This is a genomic window from Sulfurimonas sp. RIFOXYD2_FULL_34_21 (assembly GCF_001830805.1).
GTDB lineage: Bacteria > Campylobacterota > Campylobacteria > Campylobacterales > Sulfurimonadaceae > Sulfurimonas.
On record NZ_MICH01000006.1, the window covers coordinates 112,843 to 137,221 of the forward strand.

Genomic DNA, 24,379 nt, shown 5'->3' on the forward strand with positions numbered 1-24,379 from the left:
GTTCTTTTAAAAATAATCATTATAAGGATAACTATTGCGAACAGTCATTGAAATTCTTTGTCAAAAAAACAAAGACGGTTTTAATGATTTTTATGCCATTTATTCTGTATCATTCCCTGAAAGCGAACAAAAATCAGAAGAAGATCTTTTAACGATGCTTCACTCTCCAAATTATACGATTTTTACGTCTAAAATAGAAACTAAAACAGTAGGTTTTTGTATTATTTTTCACTCTAAACAAACTTCATTTTATCTTTTAGAATATATGGCGATTGATGCAACTCAAAGAAATTTAGGGCTAGGCTCAAAGCTTTTTTTAAATGCAATTATGCAAACCTTTAGCAACTATGGTATTAAACCTATACTTATTGAGATAGATTCACCAGAAGTAAAAAGTGAAGAACAAGAACAAAGAGAGAAACGAGAACGCTTTTATAAAAAACTAGGATGTAGAAAAATTGATACATTTGATTATATTTTAGCAATACAAAATCATAAAATTGCACCGCCTATGGAACTTTTGGTATATCATAGCGGTATGCAAAATATTTTAAAACCGCAACTTAAAGAGTGGTTGGAAGATATTTATACGCTGGTTTACGGATGTGCCAAAGATGATGAACGAATCGATGAAATGTTATCTCATGTACCACAAATTTTAAACCTTATTTAGGGAGTTGAAATGGAACTTTTCTTTAATGACGAGTATGCAACTTTTTGGGCTGCAATAAGCTCTATTATGGGTGTAATAGCTACTACCATGGCTGTCTTTGCACTGCTTTATTCAATGCGTACATACAACAAAACTATGCAGGTTGTTCATTATGGCGAAATTGATAAAATGTATTTTGAAATACTTAAAGAAGCACTTACTAAACCACATGTAGTAAGGCAAAATATAATACGGAGTGAAGAAGAAGAGGTTGAATACGGAATTTATGCCTTTATTGTATGGAACTTTTTAGAGTCAATATATGACCGCTGCATACTTGATGAGAGCTTGAAAACAACATGGTTCCCAATTATAGAAACAGAGCGTGCCATACATCTCGGATGGATACAAAACCATCAAAATAGAACAAAGTTTAAAAATGAGTTTTTAAACTTTATCGATAATGGAAATTTTAAAATAGTGTAAATGCTTAATTAAAGTTCTTTTGCTCTCTCATATGCTTTTTCTACCGCTTTTATACATGCTGCTCTTACGTTACCGTCTTCAAGAACCGCATATCCTGCGGCAGTCGTTCCACCCGGACTCATAACACCGTCTTTTAAGAGTGCCGGATGGATATCTTGAATAAGTTCTCCAAAACCGGCAAAAAGACCTCGCATGGTTATCATAGCATCGCTTCTTTTCATACCTTGTTTTACTGCCCCATCAGAAAGAGCTTCTGCTATAAGGGCTAAATAAGCAGGACCGCTTCCTGCAAGTGCCGTTGCGATATCCAGCTCTTTTTCACTTCCTAACCAAAGAGTTGTACCGATAGTCCCAAGGAGCTCCCTAGCTTCAGCTTTAAACTCCTCATTTCCAGTTAAAGTAGTCATTGACCTACCGACACTAGCAGCTAAATTCGGCATACTTCTAACTACCGCATTTGTGCTTATATACTCTTTTATTTTTTTGATAGACGTTCCTGCCAAAACAGAATAGACAACTCTAGCAGAACCCTTTAGAAGCGTAGAAATCTCTTCTACATTTGCAGGTTTTACGCAAAGCATGATAGTTTTATCATCCATATTAAAATTATCAAGCAAACTCTTACCTATCTTAACTCCAAGTTCATTCTCAAATTTTGTTATATTTTCAATACTTCTGCCTACAACCTCTATTTTATAACTATTTTTTAGACCCTTAGCAATGCTTAGAGCCATATTTCCATTTCCGATAAAAGTTATAGTTTTCATAAAATGCCTTAATTTTTTTTATGTTAGTATAGCATTATAAGAATAAATATCAATTTACAAGGCATAACATGGAACTATTTTTAGCAGAGGCAAAACAAGCACGTAGAGTATTTAACGATATTAGCGGTGCTCAAAAAAACAAAATATTAAAAGAGATGGCTAATTCACTAAGAGCGAATACTATGAGTCTGCTTGAGGCAAATGCACTTGATATGGCTGATGCAAAGGAGAACTTTCTATCGGCTGCTTTGATGGACAGACTGCTTTTAGATGAGAAGAGAATTGATACTATGGCTGTGGCAATCGAGGAAATAGCCGCATTAAAAGAGCCTGTAGGACGTGTTCTTGATGGTTGGGTAACGGAAGTCGGATTAAAGATAGAGAAAGTCTCTATACCTATCGGTGTCATAGGCATTATTTATGAATCGCGACCGAATGTAACAAGCGATACTGCGGCACTATGTTTTAAAAGCTCAAACGTATGTATATTAAAAGGCGGCAAAGAAGCCGAAAACTCAAACATGGCAATAGCAAAGATTCTTCAAAGCGTTTTAGAAAAAAACAATCTGCCTAAATCTTTGATATCTTTAATTCCCGACTCTTCAAGAGAAGGTGTTGCAAAACTTATAAAGATGGACAAATATGTTGATTTGATTATTCCTCGCGGTGGTGCAGGACTTATAAAGTATGTAAGTGACAATGCAACGGTGAGCGTAGTTAAACATGACAAGGGACAATGTCATACTTATATAGACAAAGATGCAAAACTAGATGATGCTATAAAAATTGCCATAAATGCTAAAGTTCAAAGACCCGGTGTCTGTAATGCTATGGAGACTCTTCTTGTTGATAGAGCAATTGCTTTGGATGCGCTACCTAAGCTAAAAGCTGAATTTGACAAATCTCATACTGAGCTTAAAGGGTGTTTTGAGACTCAAGCTATTATTGATGTAAAAAATGCAACTGATGAAGATTATGATACCGAATATTTAGCAAATATATTAAATATAAAAGTTGTTGATGGAGTTGAAGGTGCTATAGAGCATATTGTGAGATTTACTTCCGGTCACTCAGAAGCCATAATTACACAAAACGTAACGGCTGCAGAGAGATTTTTAAATGCTATTGATGCAGCGGCAGTTTATCTAAATGCTTCTACAAGATTTACCGATGGCGGAGCTTTTGGCTTTGGTGCAGAAGTAGGTATAAGCACAAACAAACTTCATGCTCGGGGACCTATGGGTATAGAAGGGTTAACAACTTATAAGTTTAAAATTTACGGAAGTGGACAAATCAGATAAATAGTTGACTCAAATCAACACTATAAATTAAAAGATTAAATACAATTATAAATATTAATAAAAAGGTTTTTTATGTCTTTAATTCCAAGTGAAGCCTCAAAAATAGATGTTGTTGGCGCATCTGTTGATTTTTTTAAACTAGAAAAGGATGGAGAGAGTACTTACTATTTTGATACTTCAAAATGTGCTCCGCCAGAACCGATGGTAAATGCGATGTGCGGTCTCAAACTTATCAAGGGAACTAATTCTAAATTAGTTATGATAAATCATAAAACTCCAGGTGGGCTTTTTGCAAAGCTTGAAGATGATATTTTATATGAGATAGAAACTTTAGACAACGGTTTAGTTAAGGTTGTTTTTTCAAGTAATAATTCATCATCGGCTAATACAGATTTTGAAAATACAAATCACTAATTAAATGTTTCCCGTCTCTCAAGATTTTGCGCCTCCATTTAAACTAATCTCTCCGTTTTTTATATTGGGGAGTCTGTTTTATCTTCTATCGGTGCTATATCTTTTCTTTTTTTCGATTGAAAACATCTCCATGTTAGACGCAAAAGTAGTTAGCTTTGTTCATCTATTTTTGCTAGGCTTTATTATGATGACAATTTTTGGTGCAATGGCGCAACTGGTGCCTGTTGTTTTAGAAGTCGGGCATTTTGGGGTTGAACTATTTTATGCTATATGGCCTCTATTATCAATAGGAACCATACTTATGGTTACTGGTTTTTTGAACTATCCGATGATTCTGCCTTTTGGCGGAGTCGTTGTACTTATTGCAATTATGATATTTGTTATGGAGATATTTTTAACCATAAAAAAAGTCAAAAAATTTAATCTGGTAATGAGTAGTGTGCTTATATCAAACATGTTTTTATTTTTTGGAATTATTTTTGGACTTGTTATGGCGCTAGGCTATGCAGGAATGATAAATATAGATATAAATTCGCTTCTTAAAAGTCATGTATTTTTAGTTATTGTTGGATATATAGTTATAACTATAATGGGTCTATCCATGGTTTTACTTCCAATGTTTGGACTTTCTCACGGCTTTTCAACAAAACCTCTTAAAATTGCTATTACAATAGTCTCATTAGCTGTTTTATCTACCGTACTCTCATCATTTTTAGACTCTAAACTTTTTGCATATATTAGCTACATGTTAACGGCACTAGGGTTGTTTATATACTTTTACTTTATCAATACTATATATAAAACAAGAGCCAGAAAAGAGATAGACATTTATGCAAAATCACTTATTTTTGCATATTTTTCTTTAATTGCATCGTTGATTTTAGCTATTATCTATTTAACACTTGATTATGAACCGTTACTATTAAGCTCAGGTTGGCTTATGTTCTTTGGCTTTTTTGCTTTTGCGATAACAGGACATATATATAAAATCATCCCTTTTCTTGTCTGGTTTGAGAGATTTTCTCCTCTTGTCGGAAAACAAAAAGTCCCAATGTTAGCAGATATGCTTCCTAAAAAAAGCTCTTCCGTGCAATTTATTTTTGGTGCAATAGGAGTTGTTGTAGTTGCGGTAGCACTCCTGCTACAAGACGATACTTTTATAAAAGCCGGTGCTTCATTTTTACTAATAGGTGCTTTAGCTTTTGTAAGAAATGTATTTTATATGATTAATTATAGATAAAAGGATTACCGATGTACTCAAAAGAAGAACTGTTTTTAGCTATTTCAACCGTAATAGACCCTGAAGTTGGATTTAACCTTGTAGAAATGGGGCTTATATATGACGCTTCATGTGACGAAGAAGGAAACGCTTATGTCAAGATGACACTTTCAACAAAAGCTTGCCCTATGCACCAGCTTATTCAACAGTGGGTTAAAGAAGCTGTTTTAAAAATGGCTAATATTAAAAATGTTGAAATTGAACTAGTTTGGGAACCTGAGTGGAATATCACAATGGCAAACGAGAATGTTAAAAAAGCATTAAGCAGAGGTTAAAACTTTATACTCTTTAATAGCTTCACAAGCTTTATAAAGAGACCTCTCATACTGTTTTAGGTTATTTATATATTCCATATCTGAAGGGTTTACTAGACTCTGTTTTAAATCAAGAGCCGATTTATATAGCTTATTTGCGCCAATGTTTGCCGCAACTCCTAAAATATCTAACAGTATCCTATCAGCACTCTTAGAATCAGTAGCATTTAAATACTCTTTTATCACATCTGCGGAATCTGAATATTTTGATAGAAAATCATCAAGTATCTCCAGATAAAACTCTTTATCACCTGCACATATTTCTAAACCTTTGCTGCTATCTATATCTACTATATTATCAGCTTTTATAACATTTTGTTGCACCTCTTGTCCTGCCGTATAGGTATAAAGAGTATCATAAAGAGCGTCCATTTTAAGAGGTTTTTCCAGATGTGCTTCCATACCGGCATTTAGCATCTTTTTTATATCATCTGCTGCAATATCTCCGCTAAGAGCGATTATAGGAATATTATTGTAATCTGGATTACGACGAATAAGTTTTGTAGTTTCAAAACCGTCTATTATAGGCATATGCAAATCCATAAATATCATTGAGAAGTCACTATCATACTTCAAGATAGCAAGTACCTCTTCTCCGTTATTTGCAACTCGTGCATCTACTCCTGAATCCAACAATATAGAGGTTATAACTTTTTGATTTATAATATTATCTTCGGCAATTAAAACTTTAACATTTTTAAATACAGTAAAATCATCTTTTTTAATCTTATCATGTTGAATTAAATTACGCTTTTTTCTATCTATTTTTCTATTTTGTTTAACTTTAAATATTTTTGTTTCAGAAACCTCGGCTTGAGGCTCTATTTTTTCTAAAAGTTGAATGTTTTTTTTATTTTTTAATATTTTAAAAACAGTAAACAGCGATAGCAATAATATAAGAGCAAGAATTACAACTATAAATAACAGATAATTCCCGTCTTGCAATAGCTGCATATATCCACTCTTTTTTAATTTATGATACACTAATAAAAATTAAACTTTACAAAGTTAATGTATAATATAAGAAAAGATTGATAGGTCGTATATGCAAGTTATTCCTCATATTCCTGTATTGCATAGAGAAGTTTTAGAACTTTTTAGCAATATAAAAAGCGGGATTATTATAGATTGTACAATGGGTTACGGTGGACACTCTTCGATAATTCTTGAAACAAATCCGAATATAAAACTTATAGCTATCGATCAAGACCAAAGCGCAATTGATTTTTCAACACTTAGACTTGAGCCTTATAAAGATAGAGTAAGCATAAAAAAAGGTCGTTTTTCTAATATAATTAAAGAGATTTTAGAAGAGTATGATATTAAAGATATCAAAGGCATACTTGCAGATATCGGAGTCTCTTCACTTCAACTAGATCAAAAAGAGAGAGGCTTCTCTTTTTCAAGCGAAAATCTTGACATGAGAATGGATACTAATGCACCTTTAAGTGCCGCGATAGTTATAAATGAGTACTCCCAAAATGAGATAGAACGAATACTCTTAGAGTACGGTGAACTTAGAAACTATAAAAAAATAGCATCTTTTATAGTAAATAACCGTCCCTTTTCTTCTGCAAAAGAGTTAAGTGATGCCACAAAACATATGATGACTTTTGGAAAAAAAATCCACCCCTCAACACTTTTAATGCAAGCTATTCGTATTGAGGTAAATGATGAACTCGGCGAATTAAATTCACTTTTAAACACTATTGAAGAAGCTAAATTTCCAAATGCGAAAGTAGCTATTATCTCTTTTCACTCTCTTGAGGACAGAATCGTAAAAAACAGATTTAACGAATGGAAAAACAGTTGTATTTGTCCTCCTGAGGCAATGAGATGTACATGTACAAATAACTATTCACTGGGGAAAATTTTAACAAAAAAGCCTATAATTGCACAAAATGATGAATTAAAAGAAAACCAAAGAAGCAGAAGCGCTAAAATGAGAGTTTTTGAAATGAGAAATATAGATGAATGATAAATTAGAACTTTTAGACGAAATTGATTTAGTTCTCAACCCTCAAAAAGGTGTGGATACAAATCATCTTGTATCTGTTTTACTAACTATATTATTTATTTTAGTAGTACTATTTCCAAAAATATATATTCAACAACAGATATATTTTATAAGCAGGGATATATCAAAACTAAAAGGCGAGTATGACACGCTAAAAGAAGAGAATAGATTAATCGGCAGTTCTGTTGAGTCGATACGATTTAAAAATCGAATACTTGATACACTTTTTTAAAGAGATTTAATGATTCGACGCTTTTTAGAGTTTGCCATAGACAAACCACTTTTAAATCATATTTTACTAACTTTCATTTTTGTTTTATCCATATTTTCTTACATAAATATACCAAAAGAGATATTTCCTCCGATGAACATGGATAAAATAACCATCTTAGGCGGATATACCGGAACATCAGCAGACGTACTCGATAAGATGGTTGTTAAAACAATAGAAGACGATTTACAAAATATAAATGAGCTAGATGATATTAAAACTACTATTAAAAACGGTTCATTTTCGATAATAGCAGACATTAAACCAAACTCTGACAATATCAGCGTTTTAAATGATGTTAAAGATGTAGTAAGTAGTGTAAAAAAAGATTTACCTGCGGATATGGCTGAACCTATTGCAAAAATAAAACTAAATACTTTTCCTCTTGCTCTTATTGCAATAGCTGGTGACAAACCCAAAGAGGAACTTCTAGCAAAAGCAGAAGAGTTAAAAAGTGAACTAAGCAAGTTTAAAGAACTAAGCGAAATTACAATTCGCGGTGACGCGGATGAAGAGTTGGTTATAAAAATCAATGAACAAAAACTTTTGGCTTTTGGGCTTAAACCCGCCTTGGCTGTAGAATCATTGAGAAATATTAGTTCTGTTTTTCCAATCGGTACAATCAAAGAGATGGGAGCCCATCTATACATCTCTACTTACAACGGAGAAAAAAACAAAGATTCAATAGAACAGACCATTATTGGTGTCGGAAATACCAGAGTTCGCATAGGAGATATTGCGGATGTTTCATTTAAACTTAGCGATGAGTCTGAACTTTCTCACTATAACGGAGTCAGAAATATATCGATAAATATTGCAAAATCAAAAGACGGCAATGCAATTGAGTTGGTAAAAGAGATTCGCTTACATTTAAAAGAGAAGTCAAAACTCAATCCTAATTTAAAATACGAAATATATACTGATACGTCAATATGGATTAAAAACCGCCTAAATACAGTTGTTGCAAATATAATATTTGGTTTGATGCTTGTTTTTTTAGCCATGTTAATATTTATAAACCGCGGTATAGCTATAGTCGTTGCTTTGGGTATTCCCGTAAGTTTTATGATTGGACTTATCGCAACACAAATTATGGGAGACAGTCTAAATATGCTCTCTCTTCTTGGCGCGCTTATAGCTCTTGGGATGTTAGTAGATGAAGCTATCGTAGTAGCTGAGAATATATATAGACATCTCGAAAACGGTATGGAGAAAAGAGAAGCTGCTATCGTAGGTGCGCAGGAGATGTTTCCTGCAGTTCTTACGGCTACCCTTACTACTGTTTTTGCATTTTTGCCCATGCTTTTACTTACGGGCGAAATGGGAATGTTTATAAAAATAATCCCGATAATGATAACAGTGCTTCTCCTCTCATCTTTGTTTGAAGCATTTTATTTTTTACCGTTGCATGCACATGATTTTTTAAAAATATCACATAATGAGAGTTTTACAAAAAAAATTTGGAAAAAACTATCATCTTGGCACAACACCGTTCTTCATTTTTTCTTTAAAAAAAAGCATCTATCTCTTATAATTATTATTGTTACAATATTGTCTATAACCGGTGTTTTATTTAAAAACTCTAAATTCCAGCTCTTTCCGGACTTTGACACCACACAAATTTATGTATATGGAAAAGTTAATATAAATAATGATTTAGAAAATACTGAAGTAAAAGTAACAGCACTGGAAAAAGAGTTGTTAAATAATATACATGGCAGTGATATATCATCTATTACATCAATAATAGGTTTTAAACTTGATGCTAAAAACATGGCTGAGAGCGGTGATCATCTTTTTCATATATTTATTGATTTAAAAGAGCGTGCCCCTGATAATTTTTTTGATAAATATTTAAGCCCATATTTATCTCTTGAGTATAACAAAGAGAGTTTAATAAGAAAAAGAGCCGCTAACGAAATTGCCATAGATGTTGAAAGAGTAGTAAAACCATTTAGAGATTTAAAAAATGACACTAACTTGATATACGAAGAGATAGTCGTAAAAGTTCCCGGAGCAGGTGTAGTAGCTTCAGATATTGAGATAAGTCTAAGCGGTCAAAGTGAACAAAAAATCATTTCATCAATTAAAGAGTTAGAAGATTCACTAAAAGTTATCGATGGTATCAGCAATGTATCAAATGACGCGACACTCGGTGAAAAAGAGTTAAAACTTCGTGTAAATGAGTATGGTCAACAGTTAGGCTTCAGCGAAGAGTATATTTCAAAAGAGCTTAGGTCTTATTACCTAAAGGGTGAATACGGCAAAATGTTCAATGAAAGCGGTCTTGTTCGCATAAAAATTGAGAGTCAGATAAATGAACAGATAAACTCTATAAATAATATAGAAGTTCAAGTTCCCTCTTTAGATAAATTTGTATTGCTCAGTGAAGTATGTGATTTTATTGTGACTCAAGGATTTGTTGCACTTCAAAAAGAAAATGGAAAAAGAATTAGAACCGTAGTTGCTTCTTTAGACAAAAAAATAATAACTTCTGCAGAAGTTATGAAAATATTAGAACCGACATTTACAAAATTAAAATCAGATGGCTGTATAATAGATATAAAAGGCGAAGAAAAAGAGAACAGCAAAAATAAAAGAGAGATGTTGCAAGCAGGATTAATAGCAATATTTTTAATTTTTATAACTCTTGTTTGGCTTTTTGACTCTATAAAAAAATCACTTATTATCATAAGCACCATACCGCTTGTTTTGCTTGGTGTATTTATTGGTCATTCAGTCATGGGCATTAACCTTACTATGCCCGGTATGATAGGAATAGTAGGTTTAGCAGGTGTTGTAGTAAATGATGGGCTTATTGTTGTTAGTTTTATTAAAAACGCAAGAAACACGGAAGAGCTGATGAAACAAGCCCAAACAAGATTAAGACCTGTCATTTTAACATCATTGACTACCGTTCTTGGGTTAGCAACATTAATGTTTTTTCCTTCAGGTCAAGCGATGATACTTCAGCCAATGGCAATTTCACTTGGATTTGGAATCGCTTGGGCAACCGTATTAAATCTTGTATATGTTCCTCTACTTTATGCTGTTGTTTTCAGAATAAAAGATGCATAAAAATCAGAAAAGTCTAAGGTGAGGTAAAGTATAATTCCGTCCTACAAACAGTGGGTTCTTAGCTCAGTTGGTTAGAGCCCCCCGCTCATAACGGGGTGGTCGAGTGTTCAAGTCACTCAGAACCCACCACTTACAAACTCCCTAAATATTGAACTTTCAAAGACTTTTTAAAAGAAAAATAAAATAAGCCAAAAACCTATTACCCCACTTTTTACCCCACTTTGTGAAGAAATAGTTTCTTTTGTGACTGATATAAATAACTCATATTACTCAAAACATAATCTAAGTTAAAGATATACAAGATAATATTATATGTAAAAAAAATTATAAGGACAAGAATATGATGTATCAAGGTTACAATATAAAGGAAGTAGAAGAAGGACAAAAAATTTACTATGAAGTAATGATTAATGGTGAGCTTAGACGATTTGATTCAAAAGAAAAAGCTATTAATGATATTAATAAAGCCATCCAATCAAGAGTACATTATCAAAGTTTAGGATGAGCCGTATATTATGATGTAGTGGTATAAACAAATTAAGCGTTTTTATATATTTTATGCAAATATTTTAATGGTCGTTTTTTTATAAGTGAATTTGATTGAGAAAGTGAAGAAGAAGAAAGAAGAAGTAGCAGCAGTTTGATTTTTTCTTTTTTGAACTCTATGAGCCGTTAGAGGCTCATAAAAAGTTATTTACTGTAAAAAATAAGTATGCCAAAAAAAATGACAATTAAAAGCCCATTTTTGATGAAGAACTGCGGCACTTTGAATTTTGGCTTACCGCAACTAGGACACTTTTCCGCTGAGCGGTGAACTGTAGCACCGCATCCGCATTTTTTATAAAATAAACTCATGTTAATTTCCTTGTTTTAAATTTAATTTTTTGATCTGCAAATACAAAAGAGGTAGAGACATCAAAAGTCCGTCTCTGGCTCCTTCAATGAGAGCCGAAAGGCTTTTATTTCGTGCAAGAGAGTTTTTCTCTCTTCTCTTTCTCTTGGCGATATACTCCTCTTTCTCTCCTCTCTCTTTACTATATACTCCTCCCTTTGCTCATGCGACATATAATTCCAAACAAAAAATGTAGGTAGTGGATCGTCAGAGACAATACCATAGATTATTTCTGCTTTATTTTTATAAACTGCCATATAGTTTAAGACATCCTCGAATATCAGATTACCCTTATGAGAACTTGCATCTACCGCCCCGCCGCCTTTACTAACATAGTCTTCAAGATTTGTGTGAGATGTGATTTTACTTTCGCCCTCACGCAAAAACTCTTCTAAGTTATTAAGAAAATATCCATACGCCGTTTCGGGAAATGTGTTTTCAATCAACAGACTTGTCTCATGGGCTAGATCTTCAATGTATCTTTGTGCAACATATTTTTTTTGAGCCCACTCTTTATCCACTGGTGGTTTTTTCTTTCTTACTTTTTCCGGCTTTTGCAGGGCTAGCTTTTTTGCCGGCTTTTTAATTGTATTCGAGAATTTTTTTCTATCGGTAATTTTTTTGATTACCGCAAGATCCATAACACGGCAACATGACGGATGTGTGTAAACATAAATACTATCCTTGGATTCACAAAGCTCAATTTCATACTCTTTACCTAAATACTCTTCATCTTCTTTTGTGAGCGTTACAATCGGTGTATATATGATTTCTTTACAATTGCACTTAAAAAATTCAAGCTCCTCGGCGCAAGGTTTTCTAACTCCATATTCCTTTTCTAACTCCTCAGCAGTTTTGAGTTCTGCCGAAAATATGTAATCTTTATTTGCCAGAAAAGCGTACTTATGTTTAAGTACACTCCCTTGAATTTGATTTAAGGATGGTTTTTTACTCCTCTTTTTCATGTTTATCCTTGCTTCAAATTTAATTTTCTGATCTGTATATACAAAAGAGGCAGAGACATCAGAAGTCCGTCTCTAGCTTTTGCTGGCAGTGTATTTTGAGAGATAGTATCTCTAACTTCTTTTAGTTTTCCAATAAGAGCCGAAAGGCTCTCATTTTGTGGCAGTGTATTAGTAAACTGCTCTATGTTTTCATTAAGAGCTTGAAGCTCTTCTCTAACAAAATTATTCATTCTGTTTTTCATTATAATCTCCCTCCGAAATTTTTTGATTCTCCGACGAACTGATCTGTGAGACTATCCATAACTTTATCGCCCTGTAAATCGATTGCCTCAATAAACGCTGTGTGCATTTTATTGATAATACCATATATTAGAACTATGCTAAATATTGAAACAGCAACCGAACTTACTCCATCGACACAGTAGATCACAAGTAAATTCATATTCTCTGAGGCATTATTTATGATATCAGGTGCCCCTACGACTTTTGCCGTTGTGCCGCTCGAAATAGCGTTGTTTTTAACCAAACCAGCTATGATGTTTTTATTAAATGTATTTGCTATCGTTTGCAGCATTGCCTGAGCCGTAACAGCTAGCCAAATCGCCAAAACAAACAGTGGAATTTCAAGCATTGTGACTAATAGTTTTTTACCAAAATTCTTCATAAGAGTTGTGTTTTTATTTACAAAAAGCACTGGTAGCAGAACGAGTCCGGCAAAATGAAAAATTAATATCTTTGCGAAAATGATTATAAATCTAGCTATACCAAATATCAAGATTGCTAAAACCGGCATTACGCTTAGCAGAGCCAAAACATAAATAACGGTGAAAGAATACGCTATCGGCTTAGAAGCCACATAACTACTTGCTGCCCCGACAACCCCGCCGACAATCCCGCCCACAAACTGGTCTAGCCATCCTTCTGAAACATCTGAAACAGCAGCACCGCCTGCCATACCTGCCGCACCGCCTAAAATGTGAGCATTGCCTTCAACATAGGTGTATACACTTTGCGCCCCTGGAAGCAACCCATACGGGAGTGAACTCACGAACTTGTGCAATGCAATATTAAACATACTGCCGCCTCCGATCTCATCATTCAACCTCTTGATATGATTGTTCTCCTCTGCATACAGATTAGAAATAACATCACTTTGCAATTTCGTCACACCAAGTGCCAACACACTTAAATAACCCCAATCTCGGTAGAGCGAATATTGGAATTCAATCAAGTTCTCTAACACTTCTAGTTTTTGCTCTGCATTTATATCGTAACGAAAGGTGCTCTTTTCGTAAGCTACTTGATAATCTTTTTTCTTATTTTTATAGTTAAAAACAAGGTGATCTATTCCTGCGCAAGCGCTAAATGCATACTTAGCATAAGTATCGTTTGTGCCGCCGTCTAGCCTCAGCCCTTCAGGCGCAAGGTTATAATAATCCTTCCCTCCACTTTGACTCCAAGAGAGGGCATAACCCCATAATTCACTAGATGGATAGATCGTATTGCCGTTTGAACTGTATATTGAAACTTTATCAACATTTAACATATTGCTAGAGTCATACATGTTAGAACACTCTGTTTGTAAATTTGTAGCATATTGTTCTAGTTTCTCGTACTGTTTCATCATGGCGTAAGAGTTTACAACCTGATCAGAGTTTGCAATACCTGCATTTGCGATAATTTCTGTGAGGGTATTATCTATCATAATTTTACTCATCTGATTTGCTATTTCATCCCCGAAGTAGTAACCAACTTTTTCAAAGTCGTGAATATGGGTTTTCATGACTGTATTTGTGCTATCCGTCGCGTCATTTGCGTTGTAGGGAAGTAAAAGAAGGATACCTAGCAATAATCCAAAACCCCACGAAACTTTTGCAAATTTTTCGGTTTGTTCTTCTTTATCAGTGGCTTTTGACAAACGATTTAAAAGAATACCGCCCCCTGAAACTACACCGATTACAACGGCAAGATATAGCATCAGTTCAACGGCTAAGTTAGAAAGCCCACCGTAGATATTGAACAAACTAGCAGCGTTGTTTTTGATCAGTTCTGCGTTGTCTATGCTGGTGACTTCATCGCTATAGATGGTTGCTGTGTACTGATCCTGCAATTGAAGTTTCCCTGAGGCCTTTGTGCCGTCGATGTTAATAATGTCGGTATCTGTTAAATTTGCAGATAGCAGCATTTGAGGAATAGTTAAAAACTCTCCGCCGTGAACACTTTGAGTTTGAGCCACTGCATCTTTTCTCTCGATTAAGGTTTTGTAGCGATTATCTAAAAAATCCATTACGGAAGCGTTTTCTGCTTTTGCCGCCGCTTGATCTAACTTGAATTGCTCTGCTATTTTTGGAAATGAAACAGAGAACAAGCCCAAAGGGTTGTATAAGTTATCCTTTAGGGCGTACATGCAAACTGCCGCGCCCGTTTTGGGATCCATGCGATATACTGTTGCAGTATATACATCACTATTTACAAAAGATCCACAACTAAAAGTAGTGTCATTACTGGAGAGTTTGGTCTCTGGTAAGATAACACCCCTTTTAACAAGCTCCTCTCTTGAGAATGTAGCCATGGTATCCGCTCTATACTTGCCTACATCGCCTTTTTTGAAATCCTCCATGATCTGTTCTTTTGAGTATGTCGCCTGATAACCTTCTGCACCAAATAATACACTTGTAAAAAGTGAAATTAAAAATAGCTTTTTCATTGCTGACACCTTTTAATTGGTTCTATTTCGGGGTGCTCCTCAAAATATTTAGCTAAATTTGCCTCTCTCTCCTCTATGATTTTAAGAGCAGAAGCTGGCAAAGAGGACTTACAAGCACACTTTCCCTTGCTAAAGTACACTAGCTCACAAGGCTCCTCATTAGCCTTTAAATAGCCTGCATAAACAGTTATTGCAACAGCAATAACTGTAAAACCTGCGACAAGTCGCAACTTCAATCTTTTTTCCATTTTTTACCCCTTGTAAAATAGTATTTTTTGATCGCAGACACAATAGAGATCTTTGTTTTTAAAATTTATAAAATCTAAAACAAACGCATAAACCAAATAGAAAAAGAAAGAATAATGGATTGAAATAGCAAGTGTCTTAGCACCAAAATCCGCTCCATGTAAAATTCCCGCCGCTATTAGCGCAACAGCAGCTACTGCAACACCAAAACCTACAACATATTTTTTAGCTGAAAATTCATCCAAATTAACCATTGCTAGAGGTGTAAACATACCTATTATTAATCCAAAGAACATCATGTGTTTGTCAGCCTGAATGTAAGGAAAAAGCCATACCGCCGCTAGAACCAAAAACAAGTAACGGTAAAGATAAGAGAGATACTTGTTAATTTTGGTAGCTGTACCCTCATATACATTGCTCTTAATCTTAATGTTTTGAGCCGTAGTGCTGCTAACTAAAACTTCTTTTTGCTTTACTTGATAAGGTAAAAACCAAAAAGCAAAACTCATAAAACTATGGTACTTAATTAACGATGTTTCCATTTATATCTCCTTTATGTTTGCCGATTAAGCAATTTATTTAGTACATTATATCTAATACAGATATATAATGTCAAGCTTTTTATATCTGAATTAGTAATTTATTATACTTTTATTTACCGAATCGGATATTTTTATGCTATAATTCCTAATATTTAAAATTTAGGTAAAGCAAGATGGAATTAGAGGACTTTAAAAACAAGCTCGAAGAGGCAAATCTTAATTTAAAAGATTTCTCTGAGCTTGTCGGCATACCGTACAGTACAGTCACAAAATATGGTAGGAGTACTCCGATTGCATCTTGGATAGAACCCTTTTTAAATATTTACATTGAAAACCAAAAATTAGAGAGCATCAAACAAGAAATAAAAGATCTTGCTGATAGACTCTAATCTTTTTCTTTTACAAACCCCTATATAAAAATAGTGTCAAGATAGTTCAAAGTCTCTCTTTTAGTTCTGGGCGTGCCATTAACTATAAAGCACTCTATCTCGTTGAGATAAAGCGCCTCTCCAGTACTTGATATAACTCTCAACATCTTCTCATCATCAGTTTTGAGTTCCTGTACATGTCGTGCGGTCTGATCTTTGAGTGCTGCTATGAGCTTAAAGTTATGGGTAAAGGAAAATATCATCTCTCATATCCTCCTACTTGTTTTTCTTGCTCTTTAGATTTTGCTTTGTCAAGCCCTTGAGCGGCTCTTTGTAAATCTTCTTTTGTCATAGGTTCTATCTTTGAGCTATTTTGAGCTTTTTGGATAGCTTCCAAAGATGTAGCTATATTCTCGAAAAATTCTTTATCTCTTGTCTCAATTCTATCTGCGATTTTCTCGCCTTTAAGAAGTAAATCATTAATATCTTGCTTGTACTCGCCCATGATGTCGTATTTGATACATTTAACCTCTGGTATATTCGCCTCTTGCATTATCTGAGCGGTGAATTTATATCCGGCTAAGTCATTCTGGTTAAATATCATTGGAGGCTCAAAACTATTTTCTATTATCACTTCTGCAACCTTGAGAGCATTTGATACACTGTTTGCAATAATGATATTTACTCCATCTAACGGCATTTGCTGCCAAAAAGAAGCCATATCAAGCTTACTTTCAAAAACGCATACCTTGCTTGAATTGGGGTTTGAAAAAAAAGAGATATCGCTTTGCCCCAAACTCATACTCTTGAGGTCGCCCAATTTTTGTAAGAAGTGAATATCTCCACCCTTGCCGTCTCTGGTTAAAACTCCCACACCGTAAACCTTTTTAAGCTCTCCATTTTTGTTTTCGTATTCGCCGTTGATAATTTTGAGTTGCGGCGGGATCTTCACAATACCTCGCCCTGCCAAATAGTCGACTGCATTTTGATTTGAAGAGACTTCATAAACGCTTGTAACTCTTGAAATAGGATGAGAACTCTCACGGGTTTTATTAGCCTCTCTTTGAGCTGCAATTCTCTCGCGGTCTGCTTGAGATAATTGATAGTCTTGCTGTTTTGAATTAAGAGCCTCTTCAAGATAATTTTTAACGCCTAAAGTCTGTAAAGAGTAATTAAGAGCCTCTTTATATGGCTTGTTTGTATAATCCATAACAACATTAACGATTGAGCCATGCCCTCCGCCGTTTCCAAAATCACGGTAAACCCACTTTGATTTTTTTAAAGAGATATATGCTGACTTTGTTTTTTCTCCGCGGACATTTATTTTGTAACTATCATTGCCGCTCTCTTTAAAATCGATCTTTAGATCTTGCAAGACTGGAAGAGGGTCTTGCAAAACTAGCAGCTCGTTTGTTTTTGAGATAAAAGCTTTTATCTCTTGATCTGTGTATCTTTTGTTACTCATTCCCAATTCTCCGCATCAAAATCAATTTCGCCGCTATTAGTTTTAAAGTCAAAAAAGCCCGGAAGTGCACCGAAGAGGTTATGTTCTTCAATAAACTTAAGTTCTTGCTCCGGGTCACCCTGAATTTTCTGCCATTTGCCGTTAAGCTCCACTCTCTCGTTTAAGCTAAAAAGCTTCATTTTATTATCGAGTATCTGTTTATCTAAAATATACTTTTTAAATAAAAGCTCTAAATCAACCTCTTCAAGTTTGTTCTCTTTTTTGAATTTCGCCAGATCATCATCGCTGGGCTTTTTATTTTCAGCGGTCTTTTGGAACTTTTTCCACAACTTGTATTCTTCAATTTTAGAGAGCTTCTTTTGAGTCTCGAAAATCTCCTCAAAACTTGAAACTTCACGAACGGTAAAGTCTTTATATTTGAGTTTATAAAACTCATCTATATTTGTAGCTACGATATCCTCTGCTATTTGTTTGAGTGGAATTTGCGGTGTATATCCTCTATAAATTGTTGTAAGCAACGGAAAGAAAGAGATGTGAGAATAACTCTCTCCCAAACCGTGCATCATATCGTTAGAAAATAGTGTCATGCTCTTTTGTTGCTTAGAGTATGATCTGTTTTTATTTTTTTTGTGGTCTACACTTAGGTTTTCTTCCTCATACCAATATTCGGTTTTACCAAGTTTGTCACTTAAACTATCTACAACATCTTTACCACTACCGCCAAAATACATAAGAAGATAGTTAGATGAGAGAATGGTGTCTTTTAATTCTTGCTTTTCTGGTAATTTCTGCAAACCAGATATAGGGCAACATCCATAACTTCTAAGTCTTAAGTGAATTCTATCTACTGTGTCTTTATCAAGGTAATTTAAGAACCCCAAATACTCATCTAACAAATAGAATGTGTAGTCTCCTTTTTTGGCTGCATAAGAGTCTAAACTAGCGTGAACCATAGTGAACGCCGCTATAAACCCTGTAAAGATAGGTGTTAGAGCTGGTTTATAAGCTTCTATGTTTGATAGATAGAGCTTTGCTTGAGAATCTCTTTTAAAGAAATCTTCTATAACAAAAGTTTTTCTTTTCCCTTTGATAATAAAGTATGCGGACAACTCAAATATTTCTAAAATTTGATCCATTGTTTTTGAGACGTCGCCGTCACTCTTGCTCTCGCCGCTACTCATAGAAGCAATTAGGTCTTTGATCGCAGTTAAGAATAACATCCATTTTTTCTCTGTGGACTCATCTTTATAGATAGACACTATAGCTTTTGTGGTATCTGTAAACCTCTTTTGAGCAGCTTGTGAAAAGTAGTCCTTTTTCTCGCCTAGCATTGAAGAAAGGAGGTTAGTGAAGAACGCCTGCTGAATGTGTGGTGATTCGCTCATAAAATCCCAAATATGAGATCTCTCATCAAGCCCGCCGTTGTAGATTATATCTCTGTTTTTTTTATAAAAAAACTTGATAAAATCTTGTTTAATGTCATGTATTAAAGCTCTCATATACCAATTTTGGGTGATAAGAGAATAATACATTTCAGATTTACCTGTCCCGGTTGCTCCGAAGATACATACCCCCTGCGTGAGCTTGTTTGCGTCAAGCGATATAACCGTCTCTTTCTCTATTTTATTTTTAACTCCCTCCGGTATTTTCGATTTTTCAACGAAATGATCAAAAAACCTAAAATTATCAAGGTAAACCGTATTTGTATTTTTATCGTGTTTAAATTTAATTTTTAAATCTCTATAATCAATCCATTTGTAACCCTGTATAATATTTTTAGGATTTGGAGCTGAACCAAATGTACCTCTCGGAGCTAAGAGAGGTCTGCGATAAAATAAAAACCCTTGTTCCATGCGTTTTCGGTCGAAATACCAAATAGTAAAAAATAATGCCGCAGCAAATAAAATTAAATCCATCATCGCCCTATCTCCATTTCATCCACTTTTAATAGCTCTGAAAATTTAGTTAAGAGCTTTAAAACCTGTAGAGGCATAGCGATTGTCGCCATACCTCCACTTACATCTAAAATTTGAATATCTCCAAAAAGCTTTTCCATGGTCTCGTCAAGGGCAAACTCTTGAGCCTCATCTTTGATTTGGTCTTTTGGTTCATGTTTTATATTTTTGAGAGAGAGCGTTTTATCACTCTCTGCCTCTAAACTACTCTCACCGTTGCCAAATTGCATATAAAATTTTTTTACACCGCTCATCTCTCATATCCTCCTACTTTTTCTTGTTTTTGCTCTTTGCTTTTGTCAAGCCCTTGCCCCGCTCTTTGTAAATCTTCTGGAGTAATAACATTTGCCTTATTTTCGGTGTGGATTGCAGCTGATAATGAGACTATTTTTTGCGTGTACTCTTGGAGTGCAACGGGGTCGATTTTGCCGTCCTGCATAACCATCTTTTGGAAACTCTCTGGCGATGAGATAGATTCCAGACGCTCCTTGAGTTCATTTTTAGGTGCAATTTCACGGGTTATCTCTTTGCCTTTATTTAGCTCTGAAATCTCGCCTACGGTCTTGTCAAAACCCTTATATAAACTCTCTTTTGCAAGAGTATCAGCAAATTTAAAAATACCTGGTTCTGGGCTTAGCATGACACCTACCTTGACAAGCTCTTCTGCGTTTCTCAAACTAGCGGAAACGAATTTATCAATGGTGGCTGTATCGACTATTGAATTGCTTTTTGCGTTAGCTGCCCACTTATTCAAGGCATCCTCTGAAACTCCGTTAAACTTAACCGCACTGATATTCATAAAATCTCTTGTAGGCTCTGCGGTTTTTCTATTTTTAACTTGAGCATCTTTCCAAAGATTTTCGATTTCTTTTTTAGTTTGAGAGTTGAAAAAATCAACACTTGGGGTTCTGTCAATAACGGTCTCCATGAGTGGTTGAGCTGCTTGAACAAGCTCGGTAATATTTTGCAATTCCTCCGCACGCTGTTGGATAGGCTCGGCTCGAAATAAATACTTTTCTTCGGTTTTTATTTTTGAAGCCTCATCCATTTTTTGATACTCTTGATTTTTGAGAAGCAGCTCATAACGATTATCAAGGTTATATTCAACTCTCATCAAAACATCATAATCTTGCAAAGTTTCATTTTTTTGATGATGAACTGCTAGCTTTTTTTGGAGATCATCGATTTTAGACTGAAGTTCACTGTTTTTATCAATTTGAAAATGCATGATTGCAGTTTTGCGGGACTGATTCTCTATATTGTAGAGAGCTATTTTGGAGTCCTTGAGCGGGTACCCTTTTTCTACCGCTTCTTTTAAAAACTCATTTAAAAGAACTTTATCTTGGGTGGTTTCAAAATGAACCTGTCTTTTATTCATCCCGTTTTTAGTGTGGAACTGCTCGGCAAGTGCCATTAACTTACCATCTACATGTTGTTTAACATCTTGCTCACTTAGTGGCGGAGCACGATTGACGAAATTAAGCTGGTACTCGCTTAAATGTTTATCCAATGCTTTATTAGCAATTTTGCCGTTTATCTTATCGAAAAATTTATCAATTTTTTTAGCCATGTTTTGGAAGATAGCGTTAGTTCGATTGACTGTACGGACTAAAACGCCTCTTAAACCGTTTGGACGGTTGATTGCTTCGATAAAGCGGTCTTTGTCTTGCTCTGGTATAAGTGAACTCCTCGCAAATCTTGAGAGGATTTTTTTATCATTTTTAGCGATCGCAAGATTTAGCTGAGAACTCATCATCTGAGAAACTGATTTCGTGAAATTCTCATTTGAAACAAGATTGTTACCGTTAACTATCTTGGATGGTTGATCCTTTATCTGGCGTATAGCCTCCAAATCTAACTGTAATTGGATGCGCTTGTCCATGAATTTAGCTTGCTGGATCTGATTATTTTTAATCCAAAGTGTAATAGGCTCTTGGCTAATAAGTATGGTATATTTTTTTGCTATGAAGTCCATCTCTAAATCCTTTTATATTTTTTTTGGTTGATTGAGTTTTTTGCACGAAAGGCCATGACACTTAAGGGTGAATATAAAAGCCTCCCATCCTCTCTGTGGTATTTAGGTCCCTTTCCTGCCAGCCTCATTTGATGTAAACGCGCTACGCTCACACATAAATGATGAGCCGCTTGAGCAACCGTAAGCCCCTTCGCTTCTTCAAAGCCTGCTAAAGATACAAGCTCTCTTATTTCATCTTTTATAGTATTTTGTTTTTTTTCACTCATTTTATAATCCTTTCTTTTCAAGTTTGCTCAAATCGCTCAAACCCATATTGAATATCACACCTTTTGCTCTTAGTTTGCAAATTTGGGTTTCGATAACCTTTTTTTCATCTGCCGTTAAAGACTCATATAGGTCCATGACGATATCGCCTAATTTTTGAGTTTGCGCGGATTTGGGGATGAGTGGCAAAAAATTGCCTCCCGCTGGGTCCATGATAATAAAATTTAATTTTTGATTTTTCGTAAACATTTTTAATCCTTTTTATTTTTTAGGTAGTAATTGAATAACCGGCTCTATCTCAGTTAAAAACTCTGTCGCTGCTTGCATTGCCGCCTCGCGCTCTTGCTCTTCAAATCTTGCAATTGACTCTATTAAAATCAAAGCTTTGTTTTTGAGGTCGATTACATAGTGTTTATCGATCCACGAAACGCGGTTATGGTCAAGTTCTTGCGCTGCTGAACTTAACTCATTAATCAACTCTGTCTGGTTCATCTTTCAATTTCTCCTTTTTGGGTTTTCTCGGCTCGCTCTTTTGCGATTGCTTCATTACCTCGTCGGTTGTACTCTGCCATTTGTTCAGCTGTAAAGCTTGGATAATTAATTCCTGCTGATTTAGCATTAACATCATCATATCTTTCAAGCTCACCTCGTCCGACTCCTCGTTCTGCGGTTGTGGTAGTAAGGTCTCCAACATAGTTATTATGAGACTGTTTTGCTCGCTCAAGCTCACCTGTGATTGAACTAAAGCTTGCAATAAATCTATCTCGCTCACTTGGGGTTCTTGTTTTTCCATTTTCTAATACCTCTTCGATGTGGTGTTTATCTATATGTTTGAGACTTGAAAATAACTTCTCTGTGTCTAACTTAGTGGATTGTAAGGCATTAATAAGTACCTCGTGCATGGTTTGTAACTGCTTTCGCTCTTTTACCTCCTCATTTTTGATTTGATTGTAAAGTGTTGAAATAGATATAGGAGTATCTATTTTGGCGGCAACTTGAGTTGCGACATTTAAAGTGGTACGGTGTTTTTTATTTGAGATTTCACTTTTTACGATTGATATAAGCTTTTTAAGCTCATCGGTTTTTAGATCGCTTGGCTCTTGCTGTTGCTGTTGTGGAACTGCTCGGCGTAAAGATGAGAGCAACTTATCGATATTTACATGTTTAGATATCAACTCTGCATTTTTTGCCCGAACCTCGTCACGATCAACCTCTTTTTTGCTAACCCTTGTATTAAAAAACGCTCGCAGACTCAACTGAGATTTACTCATATTTGGATACTCTTTTTTTAACTCCTCGACTTTTGCTTTTATGGCTATATTGCGACTTGAGAATGATTGAATTAAATCATCACTTACATTTTTAAGCTCGTAAAAACTCTTTGATTTGTCAACATCTCTTAGCTCAAAACCTGCCTTAACCAGTTCAGCTTTTAAACTCTCTCTATAAAACTGCCCGATATTTTTAATAATCGGTGAACCTTTTTTTAAAAGATGAGCAGCATCCAATGCCCTAAACTTGCCATCGGCACACTTAGTAATATTAAATACAACTGAGTGAGTATGCAGCTGAGGGTCTAAATTGCGGTTAATATCGTGCTGAAATTTAGCGGCGATTAAAGAGAATGTGTTTACGCTCAGTCTCTTGCCGTTTTTTTGAACTCTTGCTCTAATTTGCTCTTGCTCTATATTAGACAAGGCAGAATTAACTGCGTTATCGTGAGCCTTTGCCAAAATCTCGGCAAGGACGGTATCACCTTTTGCAAGGGCTGCTTCATAAGCTATGCTTATACTTTTTGATGGCGAAAATGTAAAATCAAAAGCTGGAACATTGCTTTTTCTGTTGCTTTTACTTGCAGTAAGCGACTCGCCTGTCGAGGGATTAACTCCCTCCAAAAGTTGAGTAAAGTTCTCGTGAGTGAGGTCGCCTCCTAAACCTAGCTCGGCTTTAAGCTTGCCGAAAAACTCTCCTCGCTCTTGCGTGTAGTAGTTGTCTTTACTGTAATAGGTAGAAGCTTGCGCCATACCTAATTTACGAACGGTTGTCATTTTTTATGCTTTTTTTGATATTTGCGAACCGCTAAAAAAAGTCTAAAAGCTATTATTCGCGTCTTAATGTAAGTCATAAACTTAAAATTGTTTTTAAGCGTGTAACCTAAATCTTTTTCAAGATTCGTGCCGGATATACCGGCTACAAATACTAAGTCGCCATACTGTTCTTGATGGGCTATGACAATATCTTTGATTAGTTCGTAACTAAAATCTGGGTCATCAGCACATACATCAACATAATATAAAACTAACATTTTTACTCCTTATTTTTGATTTTTCGCTCTTTTACACCCAAATTACACCCAAAACCGCCACATTTTTTTAAATGTGGCATTGGTACAGCGAATATAAGTGAGCTTTCTCTGCTCTT

At 35.0% G+C, this 24,379-nt stretch carries 29 protein-coding genes and 1 tRNA gene; 12 read left to right on the forward strand and 18 right to left on the reverse strand.

The genetic code is table 11. The annotated features are described in order from the left end of the window. Positions 1-34: 34 nt before the first annotated feature. Entirely contained in the window at positions 35-673 is a 639-nt protein-coding gene (locus A2530_RS04130) for a GNAT family N-acetyltransferase (RefSeq protein WP_294885934.1), read from the forward strand. Between the two features lie 9 nt (positions 674-682). After that, positions 683-1,138: a hypothetical protein gene (locus A2530_RS04135; RefSeq protein ID WP_294885936.1), complete on the forward strand. Its 456-nt coding sequence runs from the start codon at positions 683-685 to the stop codon at positions 1,136-1,138. A gap of 8 nt (positions 1,139-1,146) precedes the next feature. On the opposite strand, the gene A2530_RS04140 is transcribed toward A2530_RS04135, so the two are convergent. After that, positions 1,147-1,905 (reverse strand): pyrroline-5-carboxylate reductase, encoded by a 759-nt coding sequence (locus A2530_RS04140; protein WP_294885938.1) that lies wholly within the window; start codon positions 1,903-1,905, stop codon positions 1,147-1,149. A 68-nt stretch (positions 1,906-1,973) separates the two neighbouring features. Here A2530_RS04140 and A2530_RS04145 point away from each other — a divergent pair, with 68 nt between their 5' ends. The 4 genes from A2530_RS04145 (at position 1,974) to A2530_RS04160 (ending at position 5,174) form a co-directional block, all read left to right on the forward strand. Next, the gene (locus A2530_RS04145; protein WP_294885939.1) at positions 1,974-3,206 is read left to right on the forward strand and encodes a glutamate-5-semialdehyde dehydrogenase; all 1,233 of its coding nucleotides are present in this window, start codon (positions 1,974-1,976) and stop codon (positions 3,204-3,206) included. A 72-nt stretch (positions 3,207-3,278) separates the two neighbouring features. Beyond that, complete coding sequence (locus tag A2530_RS04150) at positions 3,279-3,620, forward strand: hypothetical protein (RefSeq protein WP_294885940.1); 342 nt, start codon at positions 3,279-3,281, stop codon at positions 3,618-3,620. Positions 3,621-3,804: 184 nt separating this feature from the next. Then, entirely contained in the window at positions 3,805-4,860 is a 1,056-nt protein-coding gene (locus tag A2530_RS04155) for a hypothetical protein (RefSeq protein ID WP_294885941.1), read from the forward strand. Positions 4,861-4,871: 11 nt separating this feature from the next. Then, entirely contained in the window at positions 4,872-5,174 is a 303-nt protein-coding gene (locus A2530_RS04160) for a metal-sulfur cluster assembly factor (protein ID WP_294885943.1), read from the forward strand. Here the strand turns inward: A2530_RS04160 and A2530_RS04165 are convergent. Beyond that, positions 5,160-6,167 carry a hybrid sensor histidine kinase/response regulator gene (locus tag A2530_RS04165; RefSeq protein ID WP_294885945.1) on the reverse strand — a complete coding sequence of 336 codons (1,008 nt, stop codon included), beginning with the start codon at positions 6,165-6,167 and terminating at the stop codon, positions 5,160-5,162. The two genes, A2530_RS04160 and A2530_RS04165, sit on opposite strands and share 15 nt — an antisense overlap. 91 nt (positions 6,168-6,258) lie before the next feature. On the opposite strand from A2530_RS04165, the gene rsmH reads away from it, so the two are divergent. From rsmH to A2530_RS04190, 5 genes are all read left to right on the forward strand, one after another. Next, positions 6,259-7,191, forward strand: a complete 933-nt coding sequence (gene rsmH / locus A2530_RS04170) for a 16S rRNA (cytosine(1402)-N(4))-methyltransferase RsmH (protein ID WP_294885946.1) — start codon at positions 6,259-6,261, stop codon at positions 7,189-7,191. Continuing rightward, positions 7,184-7,462, forward strand: coding sequence for a hypothetical protein (locus tag A2530_RS04175; RefSeq protein WP_294885947.1), 279 nt, complete (start codon positions 7,184-7,186; stop codon positions 7,460-7,462). Before rsmH ends, A2530_RS04175 begins: the two co-directional genes overlap by 8 nt. 9 nt (positions 7,463-7,471) lie before the next feature. Continuing rightward, positions 7,472-10,579 carry an efflux RND transporter permease subunit gene (locus tag A2530_RS04180; protein ID WP_294885949.1) on the forward strand — a complete coding sequence of 1,036 codons (3,108 nt, stop codon included), beginning with the start codon at positions 7,472-7,474 and terminating at the stop codon, positions 10,577-10,579. A gap of 52 nt (positions 10,580-10,631) precedes the next feature. After that, positions 10,632-10,708, forward strand: a tRNA-Ile gene (locus A2530_RS04185). A gap of 211 nt (positions 10,709-10,919) precedes the next feature. Continuing rightward, positions 10,920-11,084, forward strand: a complete 165-nt coding sequence (locus A2530_RS04190; RefSeq protein ID WP_294885951.1) for a hypothetical protein — start codon at positions 10,920-10,922, stop codon at positions 11,082-11,084. Between the two features lie 185 nt (positions 11,085-11,269). Here A2530_RS04190 and A2530_RS04195 read toward each other — a convergent pair whose 3' ends face one another. The 6 genes from A2530_RS04195 to A2530_RS04220 are packed head-to-tail and all read right to left on the reverse strand — an operon-like array spanning position 11,270 to position 15,931. Beyond that, positions 11,270-11,434, reverse strand: a complete 165-nt coding sequence (locus A2530_RS04195) for a hypothetical protein (RefSeq protein ID WP_294885952.1) — start codon at positions 11,432-11,434, stop codon at positions 11,270-11,272. Positions 11,435-11,494: 60 nt separating this feature from the next. After that, on the reverse strand, positions 11,495-12,436 hold the full coding sequence (locus tag A2530_RS04200; protein ID WP_294885954.1) for a hypothetical protein: 942 nt from the start codon (positions 12,434-12,436) through the stop codon (positions 11,495-11,497). Between the two features lie 2 nt (positions 12,437-12,438). Further along, positions 12,439-12,678: a hypothetical protein gene (locus A2530_RS04205; protein ID WP_294885955.1), complete on the reverse strand. Its 240-nt coding sequence runs from the start codon at positions 12,676-12,678 to the stop codon at positions 12,439-12,441. Beyond that, positions 12,678-15,143 (reverse strand): hypothetical protein, encoded by a 2,466-nt coding sequence (locus tag A2530_RS04210; RefSeq protein WP_294885957.1) that lies wholly within the window; start codon positions 15,141-15,143, stop codon positions 12,678-12,680. Before A2530_RS04210 ends, A2530_RS04205 begins: the two co-directional genes overlap by 1 nt. After that, positions 15,140-15,391 (reverse strand): hypothetical protein, encoded by a 252-nt coding sequence (locus tag A2530_RS04215; protein ID WP_294885958.1) that lies wholly within the window; start codon positions 15,389-15,391, stop codon positions 15,140-15,142. The genes A2530_RS04210 and A2530_RS04215 overlap by 4 nt, the downstream gene beginning before the upstream one ends. Positions 15,392-15,394: 3 nt before the next feature. Continuing rightward, positions 15,395-15,931, reverse strand: a complete 537-nt coding sequence (locus A2530_RS04220) for a hypothetical protein (protein WP_294885959.1) — start codon at positions 15,929-15,931, stop codon at positions 15,395-15,397. Between the two features lie 173 nt (positions 15,932-16,104). On the opposite strand from A2530_RS04220, the gene A2530_RS04225 reads away from it, so the two are divergent. After that, a complete protein-coding gene (locus A2530_RS04225) occupies positions 16,105-16,320 on the forward strand; it encodes a helix-turn-helix transcriptional regulator (protein ID WP_294885961.1) in 216 nt (71 codons plus the stop codon). Between the two features lie 20 nt (positions 16,321-16,340). On the opposite strand, the gene A2530_RS04230 is transcribed toward A2530_RS04225, so the two are convergent. From A2530_RS04230 to A2530_RS04275, 10 genes are read right to left on the reverse strand one after another with little or no spacing between them, the layout of a single operon-like run. Continuing rightward, on the reverse strand, positions 16,341-16,562 hold the full coding sequence (locus A2530_RS04230) for a hypothetical protein (RefSeq protein WP_294885963.1): 222 nt from the start codon (positions 16,560-16,562) through the stop codon (positions 16,341-16,343). Then, the gene (locus tag A2530_RS04235) at positions 16,559-17,764 is read right to left on the reverse strand and encodes a toprim domain-containing protein (RefSeq protein ID WP_294885964.1); all 1,206 of its coding nucleotides are present in this window, start codon (positions 17,762-17,764) and stop codon (positions 16,559-16,561) included. The genes A2530_RS04230 and A2530_RS04235 overlap by 4 nt, the downstream gene beginning before the upstream one ends. Further along, complete coding sequence (locus A2530_RS04240; RefSeq protein ID WP_294885966.1) at positions 17,761-19,680, reverse strand: type IV secretion system DNA-binding domain-containing protein; 1,920 nt, start codon at positions 19,678-19,680, stop codon at positions 17,761-17,763. The genes A2530_RS04235 and A2530_RS04240 overlap by 4 nt, the downstream gene beginning before the upstream one ends. Next, positions 19,680-19,973, reverse strand: coding sequence for a hypothetical protein (locus tag A2530_RS04245; RefSeq protein WP_294885968.1), 294 nt, complete (start codon positions 19,971-19,973; stop codon positions 19,680-19,682). Before A2530_RS04245 ends, A2530_RS04240 begins: the two co-directional genes overlap by 1 nt. Beyond that, positions 19,970-21,694 (reverse strand): hypothetical protein, encoded by a 1,725-nt coding sequence (locus tag A2530_RS04250; RefSeq protein ID WP_294885970.1) that lies wholly within the window; start codon positions 21,692-21,694, stop codon positions 19,970-19,972. The genes A2530_RS04245 and A2530_RS04250 overlap by 4 nt, the downstream gene beginning before the upstream one ends. 2 nt (positions 21,695-21,696) lie before the next feature. Next, positions 21,697-21,960: a hypothetical protein gene (locus A2530_RS04255; protein ID WP_294885971.1), complete on the reverse strand. Its 264-nt coding sequence runs from the start codon at positions 21,958-21,960 to the stop codon at positions 21,697-21,699. Position 21,961: 1 nt separating this feature from the next. Next, on the reverse strand, positions 21,962-22,207 hold the full coding sequence (locus A2530_RS04260; RefSeq protein ID WP_294885972.1) for a hypothetical protein: 246 nt from the start codon (positions 22,205-22,207) through the stop codon (positions 21,962-21,964). A gap of 12 nt (positions 22,208-22,219) precedes the next feature. Next, a complete protein-coding gene (locus A2530_RS04265) occupies positions 22,220-22,450 on the reverse strand; it encodes a hypothetical protein (protein WP_294885974.1) in 231 nt (76 codons plus the stop codon). Continuing rightward, the gene (gene mobF / locus A2530_RS04270) at positions 22,447-24,006 is read right to left on the reverse strand and encodes a MobF family relaxase (RefSeq protein ID WP_294885975.1); all 1,560 of its coding nucleotides are present in this window, start codon (positions 24,004-24,006) and stop codon (positions 22,447-22,449) included. The genes A2530_RS04265 and mobF overlap by 4 nt, the downstream gene beginning before the upstream one ends. Next, a complete protein-coding gene (locus tag A2530_RS04275; protein ID WP_294885977.1) occupies positions 24,003-24,263 on the reverse strand; it encodes a hypothetical protein in 261 nt (86 codons plus the stop codon). The genes mobF and A2530_RS04275 overlap by 4 nt, the downstream gene beginning before the upstream one ends. Between the last annotated feature and the right edge of the window lie 116 nt (positions 24,264-24,379).

Bases quoted from the DNA above. Each gene is read 5' to 3' on its own strand.
- A2530_RS04145 (WP_294885939.1), top strand. From the start codon at position 1,974: ATGGAACTATTTTTAGCAGAGGCAAAACAAGCACGTAGAGTATTTAAC.
- A2530_RS04160 (WP_294885943.1), top strand. From the start codon at position 4,872: ATGTACTCAAAAGAAGAACTGTTTTTAGCTATTTCAACCGTAATAGAC.
- A2530_RS04240 (WP_294885966.1), bottom strand. From the start codon at position 19,680: ATGGATTTAATTTTATTTGCTGCGGCATTATTTTTTACTATTTGGTAT.
- A2530_RS04140 (WP_294885938.1), bottom strand. From the start codon at position 1,905: ATGAAAACTATAACTTTTATCGGAAATGGAAATATGGCTCTAAGCATT.
- A2530_RS04190 (WP_294885951.1), top strand. From the start codon at position 10,920: ATGATGTATCAAGGTTACAATATAAAGGAAGTAGAAGAAGGACAAAAA.
- A2530_RS04175 (WP_294885947.1), top strand. From the start codon at position 7,184: ATGAATGATAAATTAGAACTTTTAGACGAAATTGATTTAGTTCTCAAC.
- A2530_RS04205 (WP_294885955.1), bottom strand. From the start codon at position 12,678: ATGAAAAACAGAATGAATAATTTTGTTAGAGAAGAGCTTCAAGCTCTT.
- A2530_RS04210 (WP_294885957.1), bottom strand. From the start codon at position 15,143: ATGAAAAAGCTATTTTTAATTTCACTTTTTACAAGTGTATTATTTGGT.
- A2530_RS04255 (WP_294885971.1), bottom strand. From the start codon at position 21,960: ATGAGTGAAAAAAAACAAAATACTATAAAAGATGAAATAAGAGAGCTT.
- A2530_RS04275 (WP_294885977.1), bottom strand. From the start codon at position 24,263: ATGTTAGTTTTATATTATGTTGATGTATGTGCTGATGACCCAGATTTT.
- A2530_RS04260 (WP_294885972.1), bottom strand. From the start codon at position 22,207: ATGTTTACGAAAAATCAAAAATTAAATTTTATTATCATGGACCCAGCG.
- A2530_RS04150 (WP_294885940.1), top strand. From the start codon at position 3,279: ATGTCTTTAATTCCAAGTGAAGCCTCAAAAATAGATGTTGTTGGCGCA.
- A2530_RS04235 (WP_294885964.1), bottom strand. From the start codon at position 17,764: ATGAGTAACAAAAGATACACAGATCAAGAGATAAAAGCTTTTATCTCA.
- A2530_RS04250 (WP_294885970.1), bottom strand. From the start codon at position 21,694: ATGGACTTCATAGCAAAAAAATATACCATACTTATTAGCCAAGAGCCT.
- A2530_RS04135 (WP_294885936.1), top strand. From the start codon at position 683: ATGGAACTTTTCTTTAATGACGAGTATGCAACTTTTTGGGCTGCAATA.
- mobF (WP_294885975.1), bottom strand. From the start codon at position 24,006: ATGACAACCGTTCGTAAATTAGGTATGGCGCAAGCTTCTACCTATTAC.
- A2530_RS04155 (WP_294885941.1), top strand. From the start codon at position 3,805: ATGATGACAATTTTTGGTGCAATGGCGCAACTGGTGCCTGTTGTTTTA.
- A2530_RS04245 (WP_294885968.1), bottom strand. From the start codon at position 19,973: ATGAGCGGTGTAAAAAAATTTTATATGCAATTTGGCAACGGTGAGAGT.
- A2530_RS04195 (WP_294885952.1), bottom strand. From the start codon at position 11,434: ATGAGTTTATTTTATAAAAAATGCGGATGCGGTGCTACAGTTCACCGC.
- A2530_RS04225 (WP_294885961.1), top strand. From the start codon at position 16,105: ATGGAATTAGAGGACTTTAAAAACAAGCTCGAAGAGGCAAATCTTAAT.
- A2530_RS04220 (WP_294885959.1), bottom strand. From the start codon at position 15,931: ATGGAAACATCGTTAATTAAGTACCATAGTTTTATGAGTTTTGCTTTT.
- A2530_RS04230 (WP_294885963.1), bottom strand. From the start codon at position 16,562: ATGATATTTTCCTTTACCCATAACTTTAAGCTCATAGCAGCACTCAAA.
- A2530_RS04165 (WP_294885945.1), bottom strand. From the start codon at position 6,167: ATGCAGCTATTGCAAGACGGGAATTATCTGTTATTTATAGTTGTAATT.
- A2530_RS04265 (WP_294885974.1), bottom strand. From the start codon at position 22,450: ATGAACCAGACAGAGTTGATTAATGAGTTAAGTTCAGCAGCGCAAGAA.
- A2530_RS04180 (WP_294885949.1), top strand. From the start codon at position 7,472: ATGATTCGACGCTTTTTAGAGTTTGCCATAGACAAACCACTTTTAAAT.
- A2530_RS04200 (WP_294885954.1), bottom strand. From the start codon at position 12,436: ATGAAAAAGAGGAGTAAAAAACCATCCTTAAATCAAATTCAAGGGAGT.
- rsmH (WP_294885946.1), top strand. From the start codon at position 6,259: ATGCAAGTTATTCCTCATATTCCTGTATTGCATAGAGAAGTTTTAGAA.
- A2530_RS04215 (WP_294885958.1), bottom strand. From the start codon at position 15,391: ATGGAAAAAAGATTGAAGTTGCGACTTGTCGCAGGTTTTACAGTTATT.